This window comes from Streptomyces sp. NPDC034085 (genome assembly GCF_055575555.1).
The window spans coordinates 35,321-50,698 of the sequence record NZ_JBVISL010000015.1 but is presented as its reverse complement, the minus strand read 5'-3'; the positions used below and the strand labels follow the sequence as shown (position 1 = coordinate 50,698).

Annotated in this window: 11 protein-coding genes; 9 read left to right on the top strand and 2 right to left on the bottom strand. The window is 74.3% G+C overall.

Features of this window, described 5'->3' with window-relative positions:
• Window positions 1-49 precede the first annotated feature (49 nt).
• The 6 genes from ACZ501_RS32900 (at window position 50) to ACZ501_RS32875 (ending at window position 8,082) form a co-directional block, all read left to right on the top strand.
• A complete protein-coding gene (locus ACZ501_RS32900) occupies window positions 50-1,660 on the top strand; it encodes a class I adenylate-forming enzyme family protein (RefSeq protein ID WP_468800264.1) in 1,611 nt (536 codons plus the stop codon).
• A gap of 227 nt (window positions 1,661-1,887) precedes the next feature.
• A complete protein-coding gene (locus ACZ501_RS32895) occupies window positions 1,888-2,856 on the top strand; it encodes an aromatase/cyclase (RefSeq protein ID WP_468800263.1) in 969 nt (322 codons plus the stop codon).
• Window positions 2,853-4,667, top strand: coding sequence for a condensation domain-containing protein (locus ACZ501_RS32890; RefSeq protein ID WP_468800262.1), 1,815 nt, complete (start codon window positions 2,853-2,855; stop codon window positions 4,665-4,667). Before ACZ501_RS32895 ends, ACZ501_RS32890 begins: the two co-directional genes overlap by 4 nt.
• 175 nt (window positions 4,668-4,842) lie before the next feature.
• On the top strand, window positions 4,843-6,465 hold the full coding sequence (locus ACZ501_RS32885) for a class I adenylate-forming enzyme family protein (protein ID WP_468800261.1): 1,623 nt from the start codon (window positions 4,843-4,845) through the stop codon (window positions 6,463-6,465).
• A gap of 94 nt (window positions 6,466-6,559) precedes the next feature.
• The gene (locus ACZ501_RS32880; RefSeq protein ID WP_361599383.1) at window positions 6,560-7,174 is read left to right on the top strand and encodes a TetR/AcrR family transcriptional regulator; all 615 of its coding nucleotides are present in this window, start codon (window positions 6,560-6,562) and stop codon (window positions 7,172-7,174) included.
• Window positions 7,171-8,082 (top strand): SDR family oxidoreductase, encoded by a 912-nt coding sequence (locus tag ACZ501_RS32875; RefSeq protein ID WP_361599386.1) that lies wholly within the window; start codon window positions 7,171-7,173, stop codon window positions 8,080-8,082. Before ACZ501_RS32880 ends, ACZ501_RS32875 begins: the two co-directional genes overlap by 4 nt.
• Before the next feature lie 27 nt (window positions 8,083-8,109).
• Here ACZ501_RS32875 and ACZ501_RS32870 read toward each other — a convergent pair whose 3' ends face one another.
• Window positions 8,110-8,892, bottom strand: a complete 783-nt coding sequence (locus ACZ501_RS32870) for a thioesterase II family protein (protein ID WP_468800260.1) — start codon at window positions 8,890-8,892, stop codon at window positions 8,110-8,112.
• A gap of 221 nt (window positions 8,893-9,113) precedes the next feature.
• Here ACZ501_RS32870 and ACZ501_RS32865 point away from each other — a divergent pair, with 221 nt between their 5' ends.
• The 3 genes from ACZ501_RS32865 (at window position 9,114) to ACZ501_RS32855 (ending at window position 12,769) form a co-directional block, all read left to right on the top strand.
• A complete protein-coding gene (locus tag ACZ501_RS32865; RefSeq protein ID WP_361601473.1) occupies window positions 9,114-9,623 on the top strand; it encodes a winged helix-turn-helix domain-containing protein in 510 nt (169 codons plus the stop codon).
• Window positions 9,624-9,755: 132 nt separating this feature from the next.
• Complete coding sequence (locus tag ACZ501_RS32860) at window positions 9,756-11,297, top strand: FAD-binding oxidoreductase (protein WP_361601476.1); 1,542 nt, start codon at window positions 9,756-9,758, stop codon at window positions 11,295-11,297.
• Between the two features lie 32 nt (window positions 11,298-11,329).
• Entirely contained in the window at window positions 11,330-12,769 is a 1,440-nt protein-coding gene (locus tag ACZ501_RS32855; protein ID WP_468800259.1) for an MFS transporter, read from the top strand.
• Between the two features lie 79 nt (window positions 12,770-12,848).
• On the opposite strand, the gene ACZ501_RS32850 is transcribed toward ACZ501_RS32855, so the two are convergent.
• Entirely contained in the window at window positions 12,849-15,314 is a 2,466-nt protein-coding gene (locus ACZ501_RS32850; protein ID WP_362457567.1) for an excinuclease ABC subunit UvrA, read from the bottom strand.
• Between the last annotated feature and the right edge of the window lie 64 nt (window positions 15,315-15,378).

The following is a 15,378-nucleotide window of genomic DNA, read 5'->3' as shown; positions in this document are numbered from 1 at the left end:
GGTGAGGACCCTGATGGGCCGGGATCAGCCCGATCAGGAGGACAGCACCGTGCCGATCTTCAGATACCCGGAACTGCCCGTTGACGGGCTGCTGCGGCTGGCCGCGCGGCGCGACCCCGCCGCCTGCGCGGTCCGTACCGCCCACGGCCTGCGGACCTTCGCGGAACTCGACGCCCGCGCCGACCGCTTCGCCGCCTACCTGGAACACGCCCTGGGCCGGCGCGGGGCCCGCGTCGGCGTCGCGAACACCCTCGACGAGGACTTCGCCGCCGCCTACTACGGCACCCTGCGCAGCGGGAACACCGTCGTCCTCCTCAACCCGCTGGTCAGGGCGGCCGGGCTGCGCCACGTCTGCGAGGACGCCGCGGTCGAGACCGCCTTCGTGCCCACCGTCACCGCCGAACAGCTGGTCAAGATGGCGGACCGGCTGCCCCTGCTGCGCGCGGTCGTCGTCACCGACGCACCCGACGGGATCGTCCCCTGCGACGCCCTGCCGCTGTCCGTCGCCCTGGACTCCGCGCCGCCCGCGCCGCCCCGCCCCCGCGCGGCCTTCGACCCGGACACGGAAGCCTGCGTGCAGTTCACGACGGGCACCACGGGCCGGCCCAAAGGGGTGCGGCTCACCCACCGCAACCTCGTCGCGAACGCGGCGCAGACGGCCGCCGCCCACCGGCTGGACGCCGACGCGGTGACCCTGAACCACCTGCCGCTCTACCAGCCGATGCACCTCAACTCGGCCGTGTACGCGGGCGCCTGCCAGGTGCTGTGCCCCTGCCCCCGCCCGGCCGCCGCCTTCGACCTGGCCGACCGCACCGGAGCGACGCACCTCTACACCCTGCCGGCCCGCCTGCACCAGCTCGCCGCCGACCTGCGCTTCGCCGAGGGCCCGGCGGGCGCCGGCCTGCCGGACCCCCTCCCCGGCCGGCCCAGGCGGCTGACCGTGGTCCTCTCCGGCGGCAGCGCGCTCGCCCCGGCAGACGCCCGGCTGCTGGGCGAGCGGCTCGGCGTACCGGTCCTCCAGGGCTACGGCATGGCCGAGCTCTCCCCCCTCACCCACTCCCAGCGGCCCGACGGCGTGACCGGCACCGGTTCGGTGGGGGCGCCGGTGCCCGGGACGGAGTGCCGTGTCGTGGACCCGGGGACGGGGGTGCCGCTGGGTCCGGGGGAGACCGGTGAGGTGCAGGTGCGCGGGCCGCAGCTGATGGCCGGCTACCTCGGGGAGGGGGGACCGCCCGTGGCGGAGGGCGGCTGGTTCTCCACCGGGGACGTCGGCCGGATCGGCCCGGACGGGCAGCTGTTCCTCGTCGACCGCCTCGACGACGTCTTCTCGTACGACAGCGAACTCGTCTCGCCGACCGCCGTCGAAGCCGTCGTCGCCGCCGACCCCCGGGTCGAGGACTGCGTGGTCGTGGGCTGGCCCGACCCCGTCCACGGAGCCGTCGTCTGGCTCGGCATCGTCCTCGCCGACCCGACCGCCCCCGGACTGCTCGACGTACTGGACTCGATCGTGGAGGGCGCCAACGCCCGGCTGGCGCCGCACGAGCAGATCAGGCGGGTCGAGGTCGTCGACGCCGTCCCGCGCTCGCCCACGGGCAAGCCGGAGCGGCGCTCGCTGCGCCGCGGCCTGCGCCGGCGGGCGGCAGCCGAGGCGGGGGCCTGAGGCGGACGCCTGAGCGGCGCTCGAGCCGGGGGCCGCGCGGGGTCTGAGCCCGGCGTCCCGGGGCAGGCGACCGGGCGGGCCGTCCTCGCGCGGGCGCGCGGACGACCGGGCGGGCCTCCTCGCGAGGGCCCGTGGACGACCGGTGCAGCCGGGGTCCAGGCCCCTTCGAGTGCTCCTCCGCCGCCGCCCGCGATGGTCGGGAGCGAGGTTGAGAGAGGTGTGATCCGATGTCGGATGAGCGTGTGCAGCACACGTCGTACTCGGTGGACGTCGCCGCCCCCGCGGGCGTGGTCTACGCGCTGATCGCGGACACCACCCAGTGGCCGCTGTTCGTCCCGCCCAGCGTCCACGTCGAGCGGCTGGACTTCGACGGGACCAGGGACCGCTTCGGCATGTGGGCCACCGCCAACGGAACGGTCACCTCCTGGGTCTCCCAGCGCTCCCTGGACCCCCGCCGGCGGACCATCGACTTCCACCAGGAGGTGCCGGCGCCCCCGGCCACCGCCATGGGCGGCCGGTGGGCCGTCGAGGAACTGGGCGCCGCCCGCTCCCGGCTGACCCTGCTGCACCGGTTCGCGGTCCGCGGCGACGACCCGGCCGGCGCCGAATGGCTCACCCGGGCCACCGACACCAACAGCCGCGCCGAACTCGACCAGCTGAAGGAGACCGCGGAGCTGTGGGCGAAGCTCGACGGCCTGCTGCTGACCTTCGAGGACTCGGTCCGCGTCCACGGCCCCTCCGAGCTCGTCTACGACTTCCTCTACCGCGCCGGTGACTGGCCCGTCCACCTCCCCGAGATCACCCGGGCCGACGTGGTCGAGGACCGCCAGGGCGTCCAGCTGCTCAGCGCGGACACCCTCGGCGCCGACGGCCGTGCCGAGACCACCGAGTCGGTCCGGGTCTGCTTCCCGCACGCCGGCCGGATCGTCTTCAAGCAGACCCGCACCCCCCGGCTGCTGGCCGCCCACACCGGGGAGTGGGCGGTCAACCCCGACGAGAGCGGGGTCACCGCCGTCGCCAGCCACCAGGTCCTGCTCCGCGAGGAGGACATCGAGCCCGTCCTCGGCCCCGGCGCCGACCTCGCCCAGGCCCGCGACCACGTACGCCGCGCCCTCGGCGGCGCGAGCACCCGCGTCCTGCACCTCGCCCGGCGGCACGCGGAAACGGCCGTCCGCACCCTGATCCCGGGGCGATGAGCCCGGCCCCCGGTGACCGCCCGCCGCTGTCCGCCGCCCGGGCCGCCGCCCCCCGGCCGCGGACCCTCCCCGCGGCGCCCCTCCAGCTCGACCTCCTGCTCGACGGCCTCACCCACCCCGGCCGGGGCCTGCACGCCGAGCAGCTGCACTGGCGCCGGCCGGGGCCGCTCGACCCCGAGCGGTTCGCCCGCGCCTGGCAGACCGTCACCGACCAGGAGGCCGTCCTGCGCACCGGGCTCGCGGAGCCCGCTGCGGGAGCCCGGCCGGGCTTCGCCGTGCACCCGTACGCCGCCCCGCGGATCACCCGGCACCGGCCGGACGGCGCCGGCCCCGAGGCCTGGGACGCGCTTCTCGCCGCCGAGCGGAAGCGCGAGTTCGACCTGACGCGGCCCGGGCCGCTGCGGATCGCCCTGCTCGACGAGGCGGACGGCGGCACGCGGGTGCTGCTCACCTACCACCGCGCGCTGCTCGACCGGGTCGGCGCCGGCCACCTGGTGCGCTCCTTCCACCGCGCCTACGCCGCCGACGGCCGGCCCCGGGGCGGGGAGCGGCGGCCCGACCTGCGCGACCACCTCCGGTGGGTCGGCAGCCGGGACCTCGCCCCCGCCCGGGCGTACTGGTCGCGGGCCGCGCCGCCCGCCGGGAGCGTGACCCTGCCCGCCCTGGACCGGGGGCCCACCCACCAGCGCGGGCACGGCCGCACCCGCCAGCGGCTCACCCCGGCGGAGGCCGGCCGGCTGCGCGCGTGGGCCGCGCTGCTCGGCGCCGCCGAGAGCACCGCGCTGCACGCGGTGTGGGCGCTGCTGCTGTACCGGGCGGGGGGCGGCGGGCCGGGCGGGGCGGCCGTGCCGGTGGCCTTCTCGGCGGCCGTCTCCGGGCGGGGGATCCCGCTGGAGGGGGCCGGGGAGCTGCCGGGACCGCTCGGGAACGCCCTGCCGGTGGCGGTGGAGGTCCGCGCGGACGCCACGGTGGCGGAGCTGCTGGGGGAACTCGGCGGCCGGGCGGTGGACCTCGCGGCGTACGAGTGGGTCTCCGCCGGGCAGATCCGGGAGTGGGCCCCCGGGAGCCCGGTCACGGAGTCGGTGCTGGCCTTCCTCCCGCCGGAGGGGGGAGGCCGGGCCGGTGCGGCGCCGTGGCCGGGGTCCGGCCCCCGGACCCGGCCCCACCCGCAGCCACCGCCGGAGCCGGGTCTGCCGGACGGGGAAGGAGAGCTGGTCGGGGCCTGCAGCGGGGTGCCCGTCGCCGTCTCGGCGCGGCACGACCGGGACGGCGGGCTCACGCTGACCGCCGTGCACGACCGGACGCGGTTCGCGGACGGGGACGCCGCCGAACTGCTGTGGCAGACCGCCCTGTTGCTGCGCCGCCTGCCGTCCGAGGCCGGGCCGAGCACGACCGTCGGCGAAGCGCTGACACCGCTGCACGGGGCACCGCTGCCCCGGGTGGCCCCGGACCCGGTGCCGGCCGCGCGGACCCTGCGCCCGGCCGCCGCGGCCGGGGCCGGCCGGGTCTGCCTGCTCCCGCCGCCGGGCGCCGCCGAGGACTGCTACGACCGGTTCGCGCTCCGGTACCCCGGAGCACCGGAGCTGGTCACCACCGCCCCGACCGCGGCGGCCGCCCTGGCCGCGCTGGCGCCCGCCCTGGCCGCCGGGGAACCGGTCGCGCTCGGCGGACACCCGGGCGCGGCGGAGCTCGCGCACGAGGTCGCCCGGCGGATCGGCGCGTACGGCTGGAGCACCCCGCCGGTGCTGGTCGCCGGATCCGACCGGGCCCTCGCCCGGGCCCTCGCCCGGGCCCTCGCCAACCTCGGCTGACCGCGCCCCCGGGGAGGGGCACGGGGGTGTCCGCACAGTCCCGCCTGCGCTGCGACGTCTCCTGTGCGGACCCCCCAGCCCGGTTCGAGCGGTCTTCGACGGCCTTTCAAGCCCCGGCGCGGACCGTGGGAGGGCCCTGTCACCGGGAGCGCCCAGCGCAGAGGGGAGCAGAGCCGTGCCGGCCCTGGCCCAACCGGAACCGCCGCACCTGCCGCACCTGCCGCACCTTCCGCTCGACGGACTGCTCCGCCGGGCCGCCGAGCGCGCCCCCGGCGCCCCCGCGCTCCGCGTGGGCGACCGGACGCTGAGCTTCGGCGAACTCGACGCCCGGGCCGACCGGATCGCCGCCTACCTGGAGTGCTCGGTCGGCCGCCGCGGGGCCCGCGTCGGGATCGCGAACACCCTCGACGCCGACTTCGCCGCCGCCTACTACGGCACCGTCCGCAGCGGCAACACCGTCGTCCTGCTGAACCCGCTCGTCTCGCCCACCCGGCTCGGGAAGGTGCTGGCGTCGGCGGGGGCGGAGCTGGCCGTCGTGCCCCGCACCACCGCCGCGCTGCTCGCCGACCCCGGCGACCGGCCGCCGTGCCTGTCCCTCGTCCTGGTCACCGGCGCGGGGGACGGTCCCGTCCCCGGGGACACCGTCCCGCTGGACCTCGTCCTGGACGCCGTCGCCGCGGCCGCCCGCTGCGCGCCCTCCGGCGAGCCCGCCGCCTTCGATCCGGACGCGGAGGTGTGCGTACAGTTCACGACGGGCACCACGGGCCGGCCCAAGGGGGTGCGCCTGACCCACCGCAACCTCGTCGCCAACGCCGCGCAGACCGCCACCGCGCACCGCCTCGGGGCGGACTCCGTCACCCTCAACCACCTGCCGCTCCACCTGCCGATGCACCTCAACTCGGCCGTGTACGCGGGCGCCTGCCAGGTCCTGTGCCCCGACCCGGAGCCGCTGGCCTCGCTCGCGCTCGCCGAGAGCACCGGAGCCACCCACTACTACGGGCTGCCCGCCCGCCTGCACCGGCTCGCCGCCGACGAACGCCTCCACGGCGCCCCGCTCCCCGGCGTCCCCGCCGGGCCCCGGCTGACCGCCGTCCTGTCGGGCGGCAGCGCCCTCGCCCCGGACGCCGCCCGGGTCCTGGGAGAGCGGCTCGGCGTACCCGTCCTCCAGGGCTACGGCCTGGCCGAACTGTCCCCGCTCACCCACTCCCAGACCCCGGACCGCCCGGCGCCCGGTTCGGTGGGCGCGCCGGTGCCCGGGACGGAGTGCCGTGTCGTGGACCCGGGGACGGGGGTGCCGCTGGGTCCGGGGGAGACCGGTGAGGTGCAGGTGCGCGGGCCGCAGCTGATGGCCGGCTACCTCGGGGAGGGGGGACCGCCCGTGGCGGAGGGCGGCTGGTTCTCCACCGGGGACGTCGGCCGGATCGGCCCGGACGGGCAGCTGTTCCTCGTCGACCGCCTCGGCGACGTGTTCCTGCACGACGGCGAACTCGTCTCGCCCAGCGCCGTCGAGCGGGTCCTCGGCTCCGATCCCCGGGTCGCCGAGTGCGCGGTCGTCGGCTGGCCCGACGCCGTGCACGGATCGGTCACGTGGGCGGGCATCGTGCTGCGCGACGCCGGCGCCGGCCCCGCCGTACTGGAGGAGATCGCCGCCCGCGCCAACACCCGCCTGGCGCCCTTCGAGCGCATCCGCCGGGTGGAGGCGATCGACGCCGTGCCGCGCACCCCCGTCGGCAAGCCCGTACGCGGTGAGCTGCGCGCCACCGTCCGTTCCCGCGCGGCCGCGGAAGCGAGTGCCTGAACTCCCGGCTGCACCGCCGGAGTTTGGCGGAGAGGGCGCCTGGCTGCTTTAATAAATGAACAGTCATTTACTCAAAGGCGTGGAGGGAACCGTGATGGGACGTCCCCGGGGAGTCGACGACCTGACCATCCTGCGTGCGGCGGCGGACGTGATCGGTCAGGTCGGGCCCGCAGGGCTCACGCTCGCCGCCGTGGCCCGCGAGGTGGGAGTGGTCCCGGGCACCCTCGTACAGCGGTTCGGCTCCAAACGGGGGCTCATGCTGGCCCTCGCGCAGGAGTCCGCCAAGCACGCCGAATCCATGTACGAAGGCGCGCGCGACGAGCACGCAACCGCCCTCATGGCCGTGACGGACCTCGCCGTGACCACCATGGCCGTGATGACCACGCCGGAGGTCTACGCGAACCATCTGGCCTTCCTGTGCCTCGACCTCGCGGATCCGGAGCTGCACGAGCACGCCCTCACCATCCACCGGGCCCAGCGACGGGTGTACGAGTCCCTGCTCGCCGAGGCGGTGGACAACGGAGAGCTGTCGGCCGGCACGAACGTCGCGGCACTGGCCGCCACGATCCAGACGGTCGTGGCGGGCGCGGGACTGACCTGGGCCCTGGACCGCGAGGGCACGCTGCCGCACCGGCTCGAGCGCGAGATCATCACCGCCCTCGCCCCCCACGTCCCCCCGCACGGCGGCTCCGACACGGAGGGGTCATGACCGGCAGCGGCCGGAAGCTGGCCGGCAAGGTGGCGCTCGTCGCCGGAGGCACCCGCGGCGGCGGCCGGGGCATCGCCGTCGAGCTCGGGGCCGCCGGGGCGACGGTGTACGTCACCGGCCGCAGCAGCTCGGCCGGCCGCTCCGAGATGGGCCGCCCCGAGACCATCGAGGAGACGGCGCGCGCGGTCACCGCAGCGGGAGGTGTGGGCATCCCCGTGCGCACCGACCACAGCAGCGCCGAGGAGGTCCGCGCGCTGGTCGAGCGGATCGACTCCGAACAGGACGGACGCCTGGACGTCCTGGTCAACTGCGTCTGGGGCGGGGACCGGCTGACCGACTGGAGCAGTCCGCTGTGGGAACAGGACCTGGAGAAAGGCCTGCGGCTGCTGCGCCAGGCCGTCGAGACCCACGTGATCACCAGCCGGTACGCGGTGGGGCTGATGGCCGCCCGCCGCAGCGGCCTGGTCGTGGAGGTCACCGACGGCAACACCGCCCGGTACCGGGGGTCCTTCTTCTACGACGTCGCCAAGTCCACGGTCATCCGGCTGGCCTTCGCCCAGGCCGCCGACCTGAAGGACCACGGCGTCGCCGCCGTCGCGATCACCCCCGGCTTCCTGCGCTCGGAGGCGATGCTGGAGCATTTCGGCGTCACCGAGGCCAACTGGCGGGACGCCGTGGCCAAGGACCCGGACTTCGCCCATTCCGAGACCCCCGCCTACCTGGGCCGGGCCGTGGCGGCGCTGGCGGCGGACCCTGACGTCATGGCGAAGACGGGCCGGGCGCTGTCCACCTGGGGCCTGTACGAGGAGTACGGGTTCACCGACGCCGACGGTACGCAGCCGGACTTCGGCGCCCACTGGGCACGGGTCCTGGAACCGCGGCTCGGGCCGCTCGGCGCCCCCCTGTAGGTCCCGGGGGCAGGACGCGGCAGGAACTCAGCGGGGCCGGGCCGGGCCGGACAGGTGCCTGGCGATCCGGATGTCCCCGGTGATCCGGCTGATCAGGTCCCGGGGGTCGGGAAGGAAGTAGAAGTGGCCACCCTCGAACAGGTGCATGCCGATGAAATGTTCGGTCCGGCCCGCCCAGGCGGCCAGGTGCCCGTGCGGGACGCTCGGGTCCGAGATCCCGCCGAAGACCGACACGGCCGTCCGCGGCGCCGCCGACAGGTCGGGCCGCCAGGTCTCCACCAGCCTCAGGTCCGCCCGGATCACCGGCTCGAACATCTGCCACATCCCGGGATGGTCGAGTACCTCGGCGGGAGTGCCGCCCAGGGCGGCCAGTTCCCGACGCAGGTCCTCGTCCGCCAGCAGGTGGCGCGGGACGCGGCGGCGACTGCCGTGCCCCGGTGCGCCGCGACCCGACATGCCCAGCCACGCCGGCGGGGTGCGCCCCGCCCCGCTCAGCCGCAGTGCCAGCTCGTACGCGATCAGGCCGCCCATGCTGTGGCCGAACAGGGCGTAAGGGACGTCGAGTTCGGAGTCGAGGGCCGCCAGGAAGTGGTCCGCGAGGGCTGCGGCGTCGACGTACGGGGGCTGCCCCATCAGCCGCCCGTGGCCCGGCGCGTCCAGAAGCCGCACGTCCCAGCCCGCCGGGAAGAGGCCGGGCCAGTCCCGGTACAGGAAATGGGAGCCGCCCGCGTGGTGGAACACGAACAGGCGCACACCGACGTCGGTGTCGGACGGCGACCGGACGGACGCAGGACTGGCGTTGACGGGCACGGATCTCCATCCCTCGGCCGGAACTTCCCGTAAGGGACGACGCTATGCCCGCGCGCGCCCCTTGTTCGATTCTCCCGAGCGGTTCTCCACTCCCGCGCGGAAAACCGCTTGAGACCAACTGGAGACGCCTGCTGGGCGGGGAGCGTCCTGGCTACCGTGCTGAGGCGACCGTGTCTATTCGGAATAGCGCCGTGCCAATGACACAGGGAGGGTTTGCTTCTGTGCTCGACACACTTGAGACCAAAGTGGAATTGATCCGGTGGCCGGTGGACGCAGCCCGGCGCGAGGCGTGCCGGGACCAGGGGGTCATGCGGCTGCTGGTGCTTGAGGCGGGGGTCGAGGCTCCGGTGTGCACCGACATCCTGGAGGACTGGGTGCGTACGCCGGTCAGCAGGAGCGACCTGCGCGCACGGATCGACTCGTTGCGCGTCAAGGGGAGCGCCGACCACGTGCCGACCGTGGACCCGAACGGCGTGCTGCGCTTCCGGAGGATGTCCGCGGTGCTGTCCCCGACCGAGACGGACCTCGTGAACCGCCTCGCAGAATCGTTTTCCAAGGTCGTCCCGCGGGAAATCCTGCTGGAAGCGCTCTCCCGCACTTCGCAGCCCAGCCGCAATGCCCTGGACCTTCACATCATGCGCATACGGCGACGGGTGAACCCGCTCGGCCTCGGCCTGCGCACGGTGTGGGGGCGGGGCTACGTCCTGGAGCCGGCCGACGCGGCCTCGTAGCGGTCGTCTGTCAGCACCCCGAAAGATTCGAGTGCGGATGGATCACGCCGCATTCACAATCGCTGCCGACGTGAATGCGGATCTGACGCCTTCACTTCCCGTGCCCGCGCCGAATCCACCAGGGGGAGAACCATGTTTGAGCGCCGTGCCGTACTGCGGATGAGTGCAGGAGCGGCGGCCGCCGCCGTCGGCGGCTCCATGGTCGCGGGTGTGGCGTCCGCCGCGGCGGCGGACGTCAGCCCTGGGCGCCGTGCGGGCATCGACTGGAGCAAGCTCAGCAGCCGGCTGTCCGGCGACCTCGTCCTGCCCGCCGACGCGCGCTACGAGCAGGCCAGCCGACTGGCCATCGGACAGTTCGACGCCATCCGCCCGCAGGCCGTCGCCTACTGCCAGAGCGAGGAGGACGTGCGCACGGCGCTCGCCTTCGCCCAGGACAACAGCCTGCGTCTGGTGCCGCGCAGTGGCGGCCACAGCTTCGGCGGCTACTCCACGACGACCGGACTGGTCCTCGACGTCTCCCGCCTCAACTCCGTCCGCCTGACCGCGGACACGGTGGTCATGGGCCCCGGCATCCAGCAGGTCGACGCCCTCACCCAGCTGGCGCCGCGCGGCGTCTCGGTCGTCAGCGGACTGTGCCCGGGCGTCTGCCCGGGCGGGTTCATCCAGGGCGGTGGACTGGGCTGGCAGACCCGCAAGTTCGGCATGGCGCTCGACCGGCTCGTCTCGGCCAGGGTCGTGCTCGCCGACGGCCGCCGCGTCACCGCCTCCGCCACCGAGAACTGCGACCTGTTCTGGGCGGTGCGCGGTGGCGGTGGCGGCAACTTCGGCGTGGTCACCAGCTTCGAGGTCAAGCCCACGCACGTGCCGTCCATCGTGAACTTCAACCTCACCTGGCCCTGGGAAGCCGCCCAGAAGGTCATCGCGGCATGGCAGCGCTGGGTCATCGGCGGCTCCCGCGACCTCGGCGCCGGACTCGGCGTGCAGTGGCTGGACGCCGGTACCGGCCGTCCCGAACTGCTGGTCTACGGCGGCTGGCTGGGCCGCCCCGACGCGTTCACCGCCGTGCTCGACGCCTTCGTGCGCGACGCCGGCAGCGCTCCCACCACCCGTTCGGTCGAGGAGCAGCCGTACCAGAAGGCGATGATGTCCTACTACGGCTGCGCGGAGCTGACGCCGGAGCAGTGCCACACGGTCGGCTACTCGCCCGAGGCGGCGGTGCCCCGCACGAACTTCGCGATCGACCGCAGCCGGCTCTTCTCCGCGGCCATCCCGGACTCCGGCATCGACAAGGCGCTGGAGGCCTTCGTCGCCAACCCGCGGGCGGGCCAGTTCCGCTTCCTCAGCTTCTTCGCCCTCGGCGGCGCCGCCAAGGAGCCCGGCCGGACCGACACCGCCTTCGTGCACCGCGACACCGAGTTCTACGCCGGCTACTCGCTGGGCCTCAACGACGCGAAGTACACGCCGGAGGACGAGGCGGCCGGGCGGGCCTGGGCGGAGGCCGGGTTCAAGGCCATCGACCCGTACTCGAACCGCGAGAGCTACCAGAACTTCATCGACCCCTCCCTGACCGACTGGAAGACGGCCTACTACGGCGAGAACTACGCGCGGCTGCTCACGGTCAAGCGCAAGTACGACCGGCACCAGGTCTTCTCCTTCGCGCAGGGAATCGCCTGATTCCCAGCAATTCCAACCGAGAGGTGAAACACATGGTCGCCGAGCAGGGCGCGACGAGCGCCAAGGCGGGGAAGACCCTCCTCACACTGCTGTGTCTGGCCCAGTTCATGCTGATCCTGGACGTCGCGGTGGTGGCGGTCGCCGTCCCCTCGATGCAGTCGCAGCTGAACATCTCCGCGGCCAACATCCAATGGGTCAGTACGGCGTACGGCCTCGCCTTCGGCGGGTTCCTGGTCGCGTCCGGCCGCGCGGCCGACCTGTTCGGCCCCAAGCGGATCCTGCTCATCGGTCTTTCCCTGTTCACCCTCGCCTCGGGGCTGTGCGGCATCGCCCCCAACGAGCTGACGCTGTTCGTGGCCCGCGCGGTGCAGGGCTTCGGCGCCGCGCTGGTCTCGCCGGCGGCCCTGTCGCTGGTGACCACCAGCTTCGGGGAGGGGGAGGAGCGCAACAAGGCGCTCGGGCTGTGGGGAGCGGTCTCCTCGGGCGGTGCCATCGCCGGCCAGCTGCTCGGCGGCGTGCTCGCCGACCTCGCGGGCTGGCGGTCCATCTTCCTCATCAACGTGCCGCTCGGCCTGATCGTGATCATGGCCGTGGCCCGGCTGGTCCGCAAGGACCAGTCGCGCACCACGGGGCGCATCGACATGGCGGGTGCCGGCCTCCTCACGGCCGCAGTGGTGCTGATCGTCACGGCCGTGTCGCAGGCCGCCGAGCGCGGTGTGGGCCTGCCCGTACTGATCAGCGGTGTGCTCGGCGCGGTCCTGCTGGTGTTCTTCGTGGTGCACGAGGGACGCGTCGAGAACCCCGTCCTGCGCCTGTCGATGTTCCGCAACCCCAACGTGCGCTACGGCAACATGATCTGCATGCTGACGGCGGGCGGCGCCACCGTATCGGTGTTCCTCGGCACGCTCTACATGCAGCAGGTCATCGGGATGAGCCCCATGATGGCGGGTCTGGGCTTCGCTCCCGTCACCGTGCTCATCCTGGGCGTCTCGATGCGCATGGGCCCGCTGGTGCAGAAGTTCGGCGTGCGGACCCTGCTGCTGGCCTCGGCCGTGCTGTTCGCCGTGGGCTCGCTGCTGCTGAGCTTCGTCACGGTCGACGGCTCGTACTGGGCACAGGTCTTCCCCGGCCTCGCGATCGGCGGTATCGGCGCGGCCCTGAGCTTCGCCCCGTCGATGATCCTGTGCACCACGGGCGTCCCCGACGAGGAGCAGGGGCTGGCCTCGGGTCTGCTCGGCACCTCGCAGCAGATCGGTGCGGCGCTCTTCCTGGCCATCCTGAGCGGGGTGACGGCGGCGGTGTCCGCGTCCTTCGGCGGCGAGACCCCCGAGGCGCTGACCGAGGGCTTCCAGGCCGGGTTCCTGTGGTCGCTGGGTATCCCGGTGCTGATCGTGCTGTGCCTCCTCGCACTGCCCAGGAAGCAGGACGAACCGCAGCAGGAGTCCGCGGCGGAGCAGCGCGAAACGGTCTGACCCTCACGGGGCGCCCCTCGCGGCCCCGCACGGGAACGCCCGGCCGGTGGACACCACCGGCCGGGCGTTCTCGCGTCGCTCAGCCGCGCCGGTCGTCCACCAGACGGCGCAGGTGGCCGGCCGTCGCGCTGTCGGTCGCCCGGACCTGCGCCGGAGTGCCTTCGGCGACGACGCGCCCGCCGTGCTCACCGGCTCCCGGACCCATGTCGACCAGCCAGTCGGCGCTGTCCGCCAGGTGCAGGTCGTGCTCGGCGACCAGCAGGGTGTGGCCCGCCGCCAGCAGGGCGTCGAAGGCACCCACCATCCGCTGGACGTCGGCCGGGTGCAGCCCGGTCAGCGGCTCGTCCAGCAGCACCACGCCGCCGCGGCCGCCCACGGCGCCCCGGCGTATCGCCTCGGCCAGCTTCAGGCGCTGGGCCTCGCCACCCGACAGGTCGGTGGCGCTCTGGCCCAGCTGGAGGTAGCCGAGACCGACCTGCTGGAGGGCCCGCAGCATGGCGTTCAGCGCGCGCGGTTCGCCGAAGAACTCCGCCGCCTCGTCGACGGTCAGGTCGAGCACCTGGTCGACGGCCAGTCCCCGGTAGGTGACCGACAGGACCTCGGGCGTGAACCTGCGTCCGTCGCACACGTCGCAGGTCGCCCACACGTCGGGCAGGAAGTGCATGTTCACCAGCTTCTTGCCGTAGCCGGTGCACGCCTCGCAGCGTCCCGCAGCCGCGTTGAAGGAGAAGGCCGAGGCGCCCAGGCCCAGCGCGCGGGCCCGGTCAGTGGCGGCGTACAGCTTGCGGATGGCGTCGAAGGCCTTGGTGTAGGTGGCCGGGTTGGAGCGCGGGGTGCGGCCGATCGGACTCTGGTCGACGCAGTCCACCCAGGCCACGGCCTCGATCCCGGTGACCGCGCCGACACCGGGATGGGCGGAGCCGGCGAGGGCGGCGGTGAGGGCGGGGGCCACCGCATGGCCCAGCAGGCTGCTCTTGCCGCTTCCGCTGACGCCCGTGAAGCAGGTCAGGGTGTTCAGCGGGATGCGCAGCTCGTCCACCCGTACGGTGTGCGCCCGGATGTCCTTGAACTCCAGCCACTTCCCGGCGGCGGCGCCGGCCCGGGCGCGGGTGATCCGCGGGCGGCTGCGGTCCAGGTAGCGGCCGGTCACCGAGTCGGGGTGGGCAGCGAGCTCGTGCGGGGGGCCGGAGAACATCACCCGGCCGCCGCCGCGGCCGGCGCCGGGGCCGAGGTCGATGACCCAGTCCGCCTGGGCCACGATGTCCGGGTCGTGCTCCACGAGCAGCACGGTGTTGCCGGAGTCCCGCAGGTGCTCCAGGATGTCGCGCAGCTTCTGCTTGTCGGCGGGGTGCAGCCCGGAACCCAGCTCGTCCAGCACGAAGACGATGCCGGTCAGCGAGGTGCTCAACTGGGCGGCCGTACGGGCCCGCTGGAGCTCCCCGCCGGAGAGCGTCGGGGCGGTGCGGCCGAGTTCGAGGTGGGCCAGGCCCAGCCGGTCGAGCAGCCGCAGCCGGTTCGTCACCTCGGGCAGCAGCGCCTCCCCGATCTCGCGCTGGACGCCGCCGAGGACTCCGGAGAGCTCGGCGGCCCACTCCTGCGCCTCGTGGACCCGCAGGGCCGACAGCTCCTGGTACGTGACGCCCGCCAGGGACACCGTACGGGCGGCCTCCCCGTAGCCGCTGCCCCCGCACTGCGGGCAGGGGACCTGGCGCATGTACGGCAGGTAGCGCTGCTTGGCGTTCTCGGTGCCGGCGGCGGCGAACAGCCGCTCGACCTCGGCCAGCGCGCCCCGCAGCGGCTGGTTGAGCTGGTAGACGACCTCGGCGTCGGTGTTCTTGTTGGGGACCTGGACGCTGACGCTCACGGGCTCCTCGCCCGTTCCGTGGAGCAGGGCGTGGCGGAAGGACTCGGGCAGCTCCCGCCACGGCCGGGAGAGGTCGGCGCCGTGGCGTTCGGCCAGGAAGGGCACCGCGACCTGCTCCGGCGAGCGCAGTTTGTCGAACCACGGCGATCCGCCCTCCAGCAGCGGCAGGCCGGGGTGGGTGATGATCAGGTCGGGGTCGGCGTGGGGCGTGGCGCCGGCGCCGTGGCAGGCCGGGCAGCCGCCTTCCGGGCTGTAGCGGCTGAAGTGGCCGCTGGACAGCTCCGGTCCGCCGCCGGCGACCGCGGGCAGCCTGGAGTAGAGCAGTCCGAGGTAGGAGTCGATGCCGGTCATCGTGGCGACGGTGGACCGCGAGTGGCGGTTGAGACGGCGCTGGTCCACGGCGAGGGTGGCGCCGAGGCCGTCGATGCGGTCCACCTGGGGACGGTCCTTGGGGGTGATGTACTGGCGGACGAAGGGGGAGAGGCCCTCCAGATAGCGCAATTGGGCTTCCGCGTGGACCGTGTCGATCGCCAGCGAGGTCTTTCCGCTGCCGCTGACCCCCGTGAAGGCGACGATGCCGCCCCGTGGAATGTCCACGGTGACGTCCTTCAGGTTGTGGGTCCGGGCGCGGACCACCCTGATCCATTCCGTGCTGCTGTGGGGGAAGGGGCTGTCCGGCATCCTGTTTCCGCTCGTTCGGGGCGTACGGGAACAGGCCCCCGGGGCGACCGGGGGCCTGCTGAAA

Excerpts from the sequence above, each read along its gene's own strand:
- ACZ501_RS32895 (WP_468800263.1), top strand. The coding sequence starts at position 1,888 with ATGTCGGATGAGCGTGTGCAGCACACGTCGTACTCGGTGGACGTCGCC.
- ACZ501_RS32890 (WP_468800262.1), top strand. The coding sequence starts at position 2,853 with ATGAGCCCGGCCCCCGGTGACCGCCCGCCGCTGTCCGCCGCCCGGGCC.
- ACZ501_RS32880 (WP_361599383.1), top strand. The coding sequence starts at position 6,560 with ATGGGACGTCCCCGGGGAGTCGACGACCTGACCATCCTGCGTGCGGCG.
- ACZ501_RS32875 (WP_361599386.1), top strand. The coding sequence starts at position 7,171 with ATGACCGGCAGCGGCCGGAAGCTGGCCGGCAAGGTGGCGCTCGTCGCC.
- ACZ501_RS32860 (WP_361601476.1), top strand. The coding sequence starts at position 9,756 with ATGTTTGAGCGCCGTGCCGTACTGCGGATGAGTGCAGGAGCGGCGGCC.
- ACZ501_RS32855 (WP_468800259.1), top strand. The coding sequence starts at position 11,330 with ATGGTCGCCGAGCAGGGCGCGACGAGCGCCAAGGCGGGGAAGACCCTC.
- ACZ501_RS32850 (WP_362457567.1), bottom strand. The coding sequence starts at position 15,314 with ATGCCGGACAGCCCCTTCCCCCACAGCAGCACGGAATGGATCAGGGTG.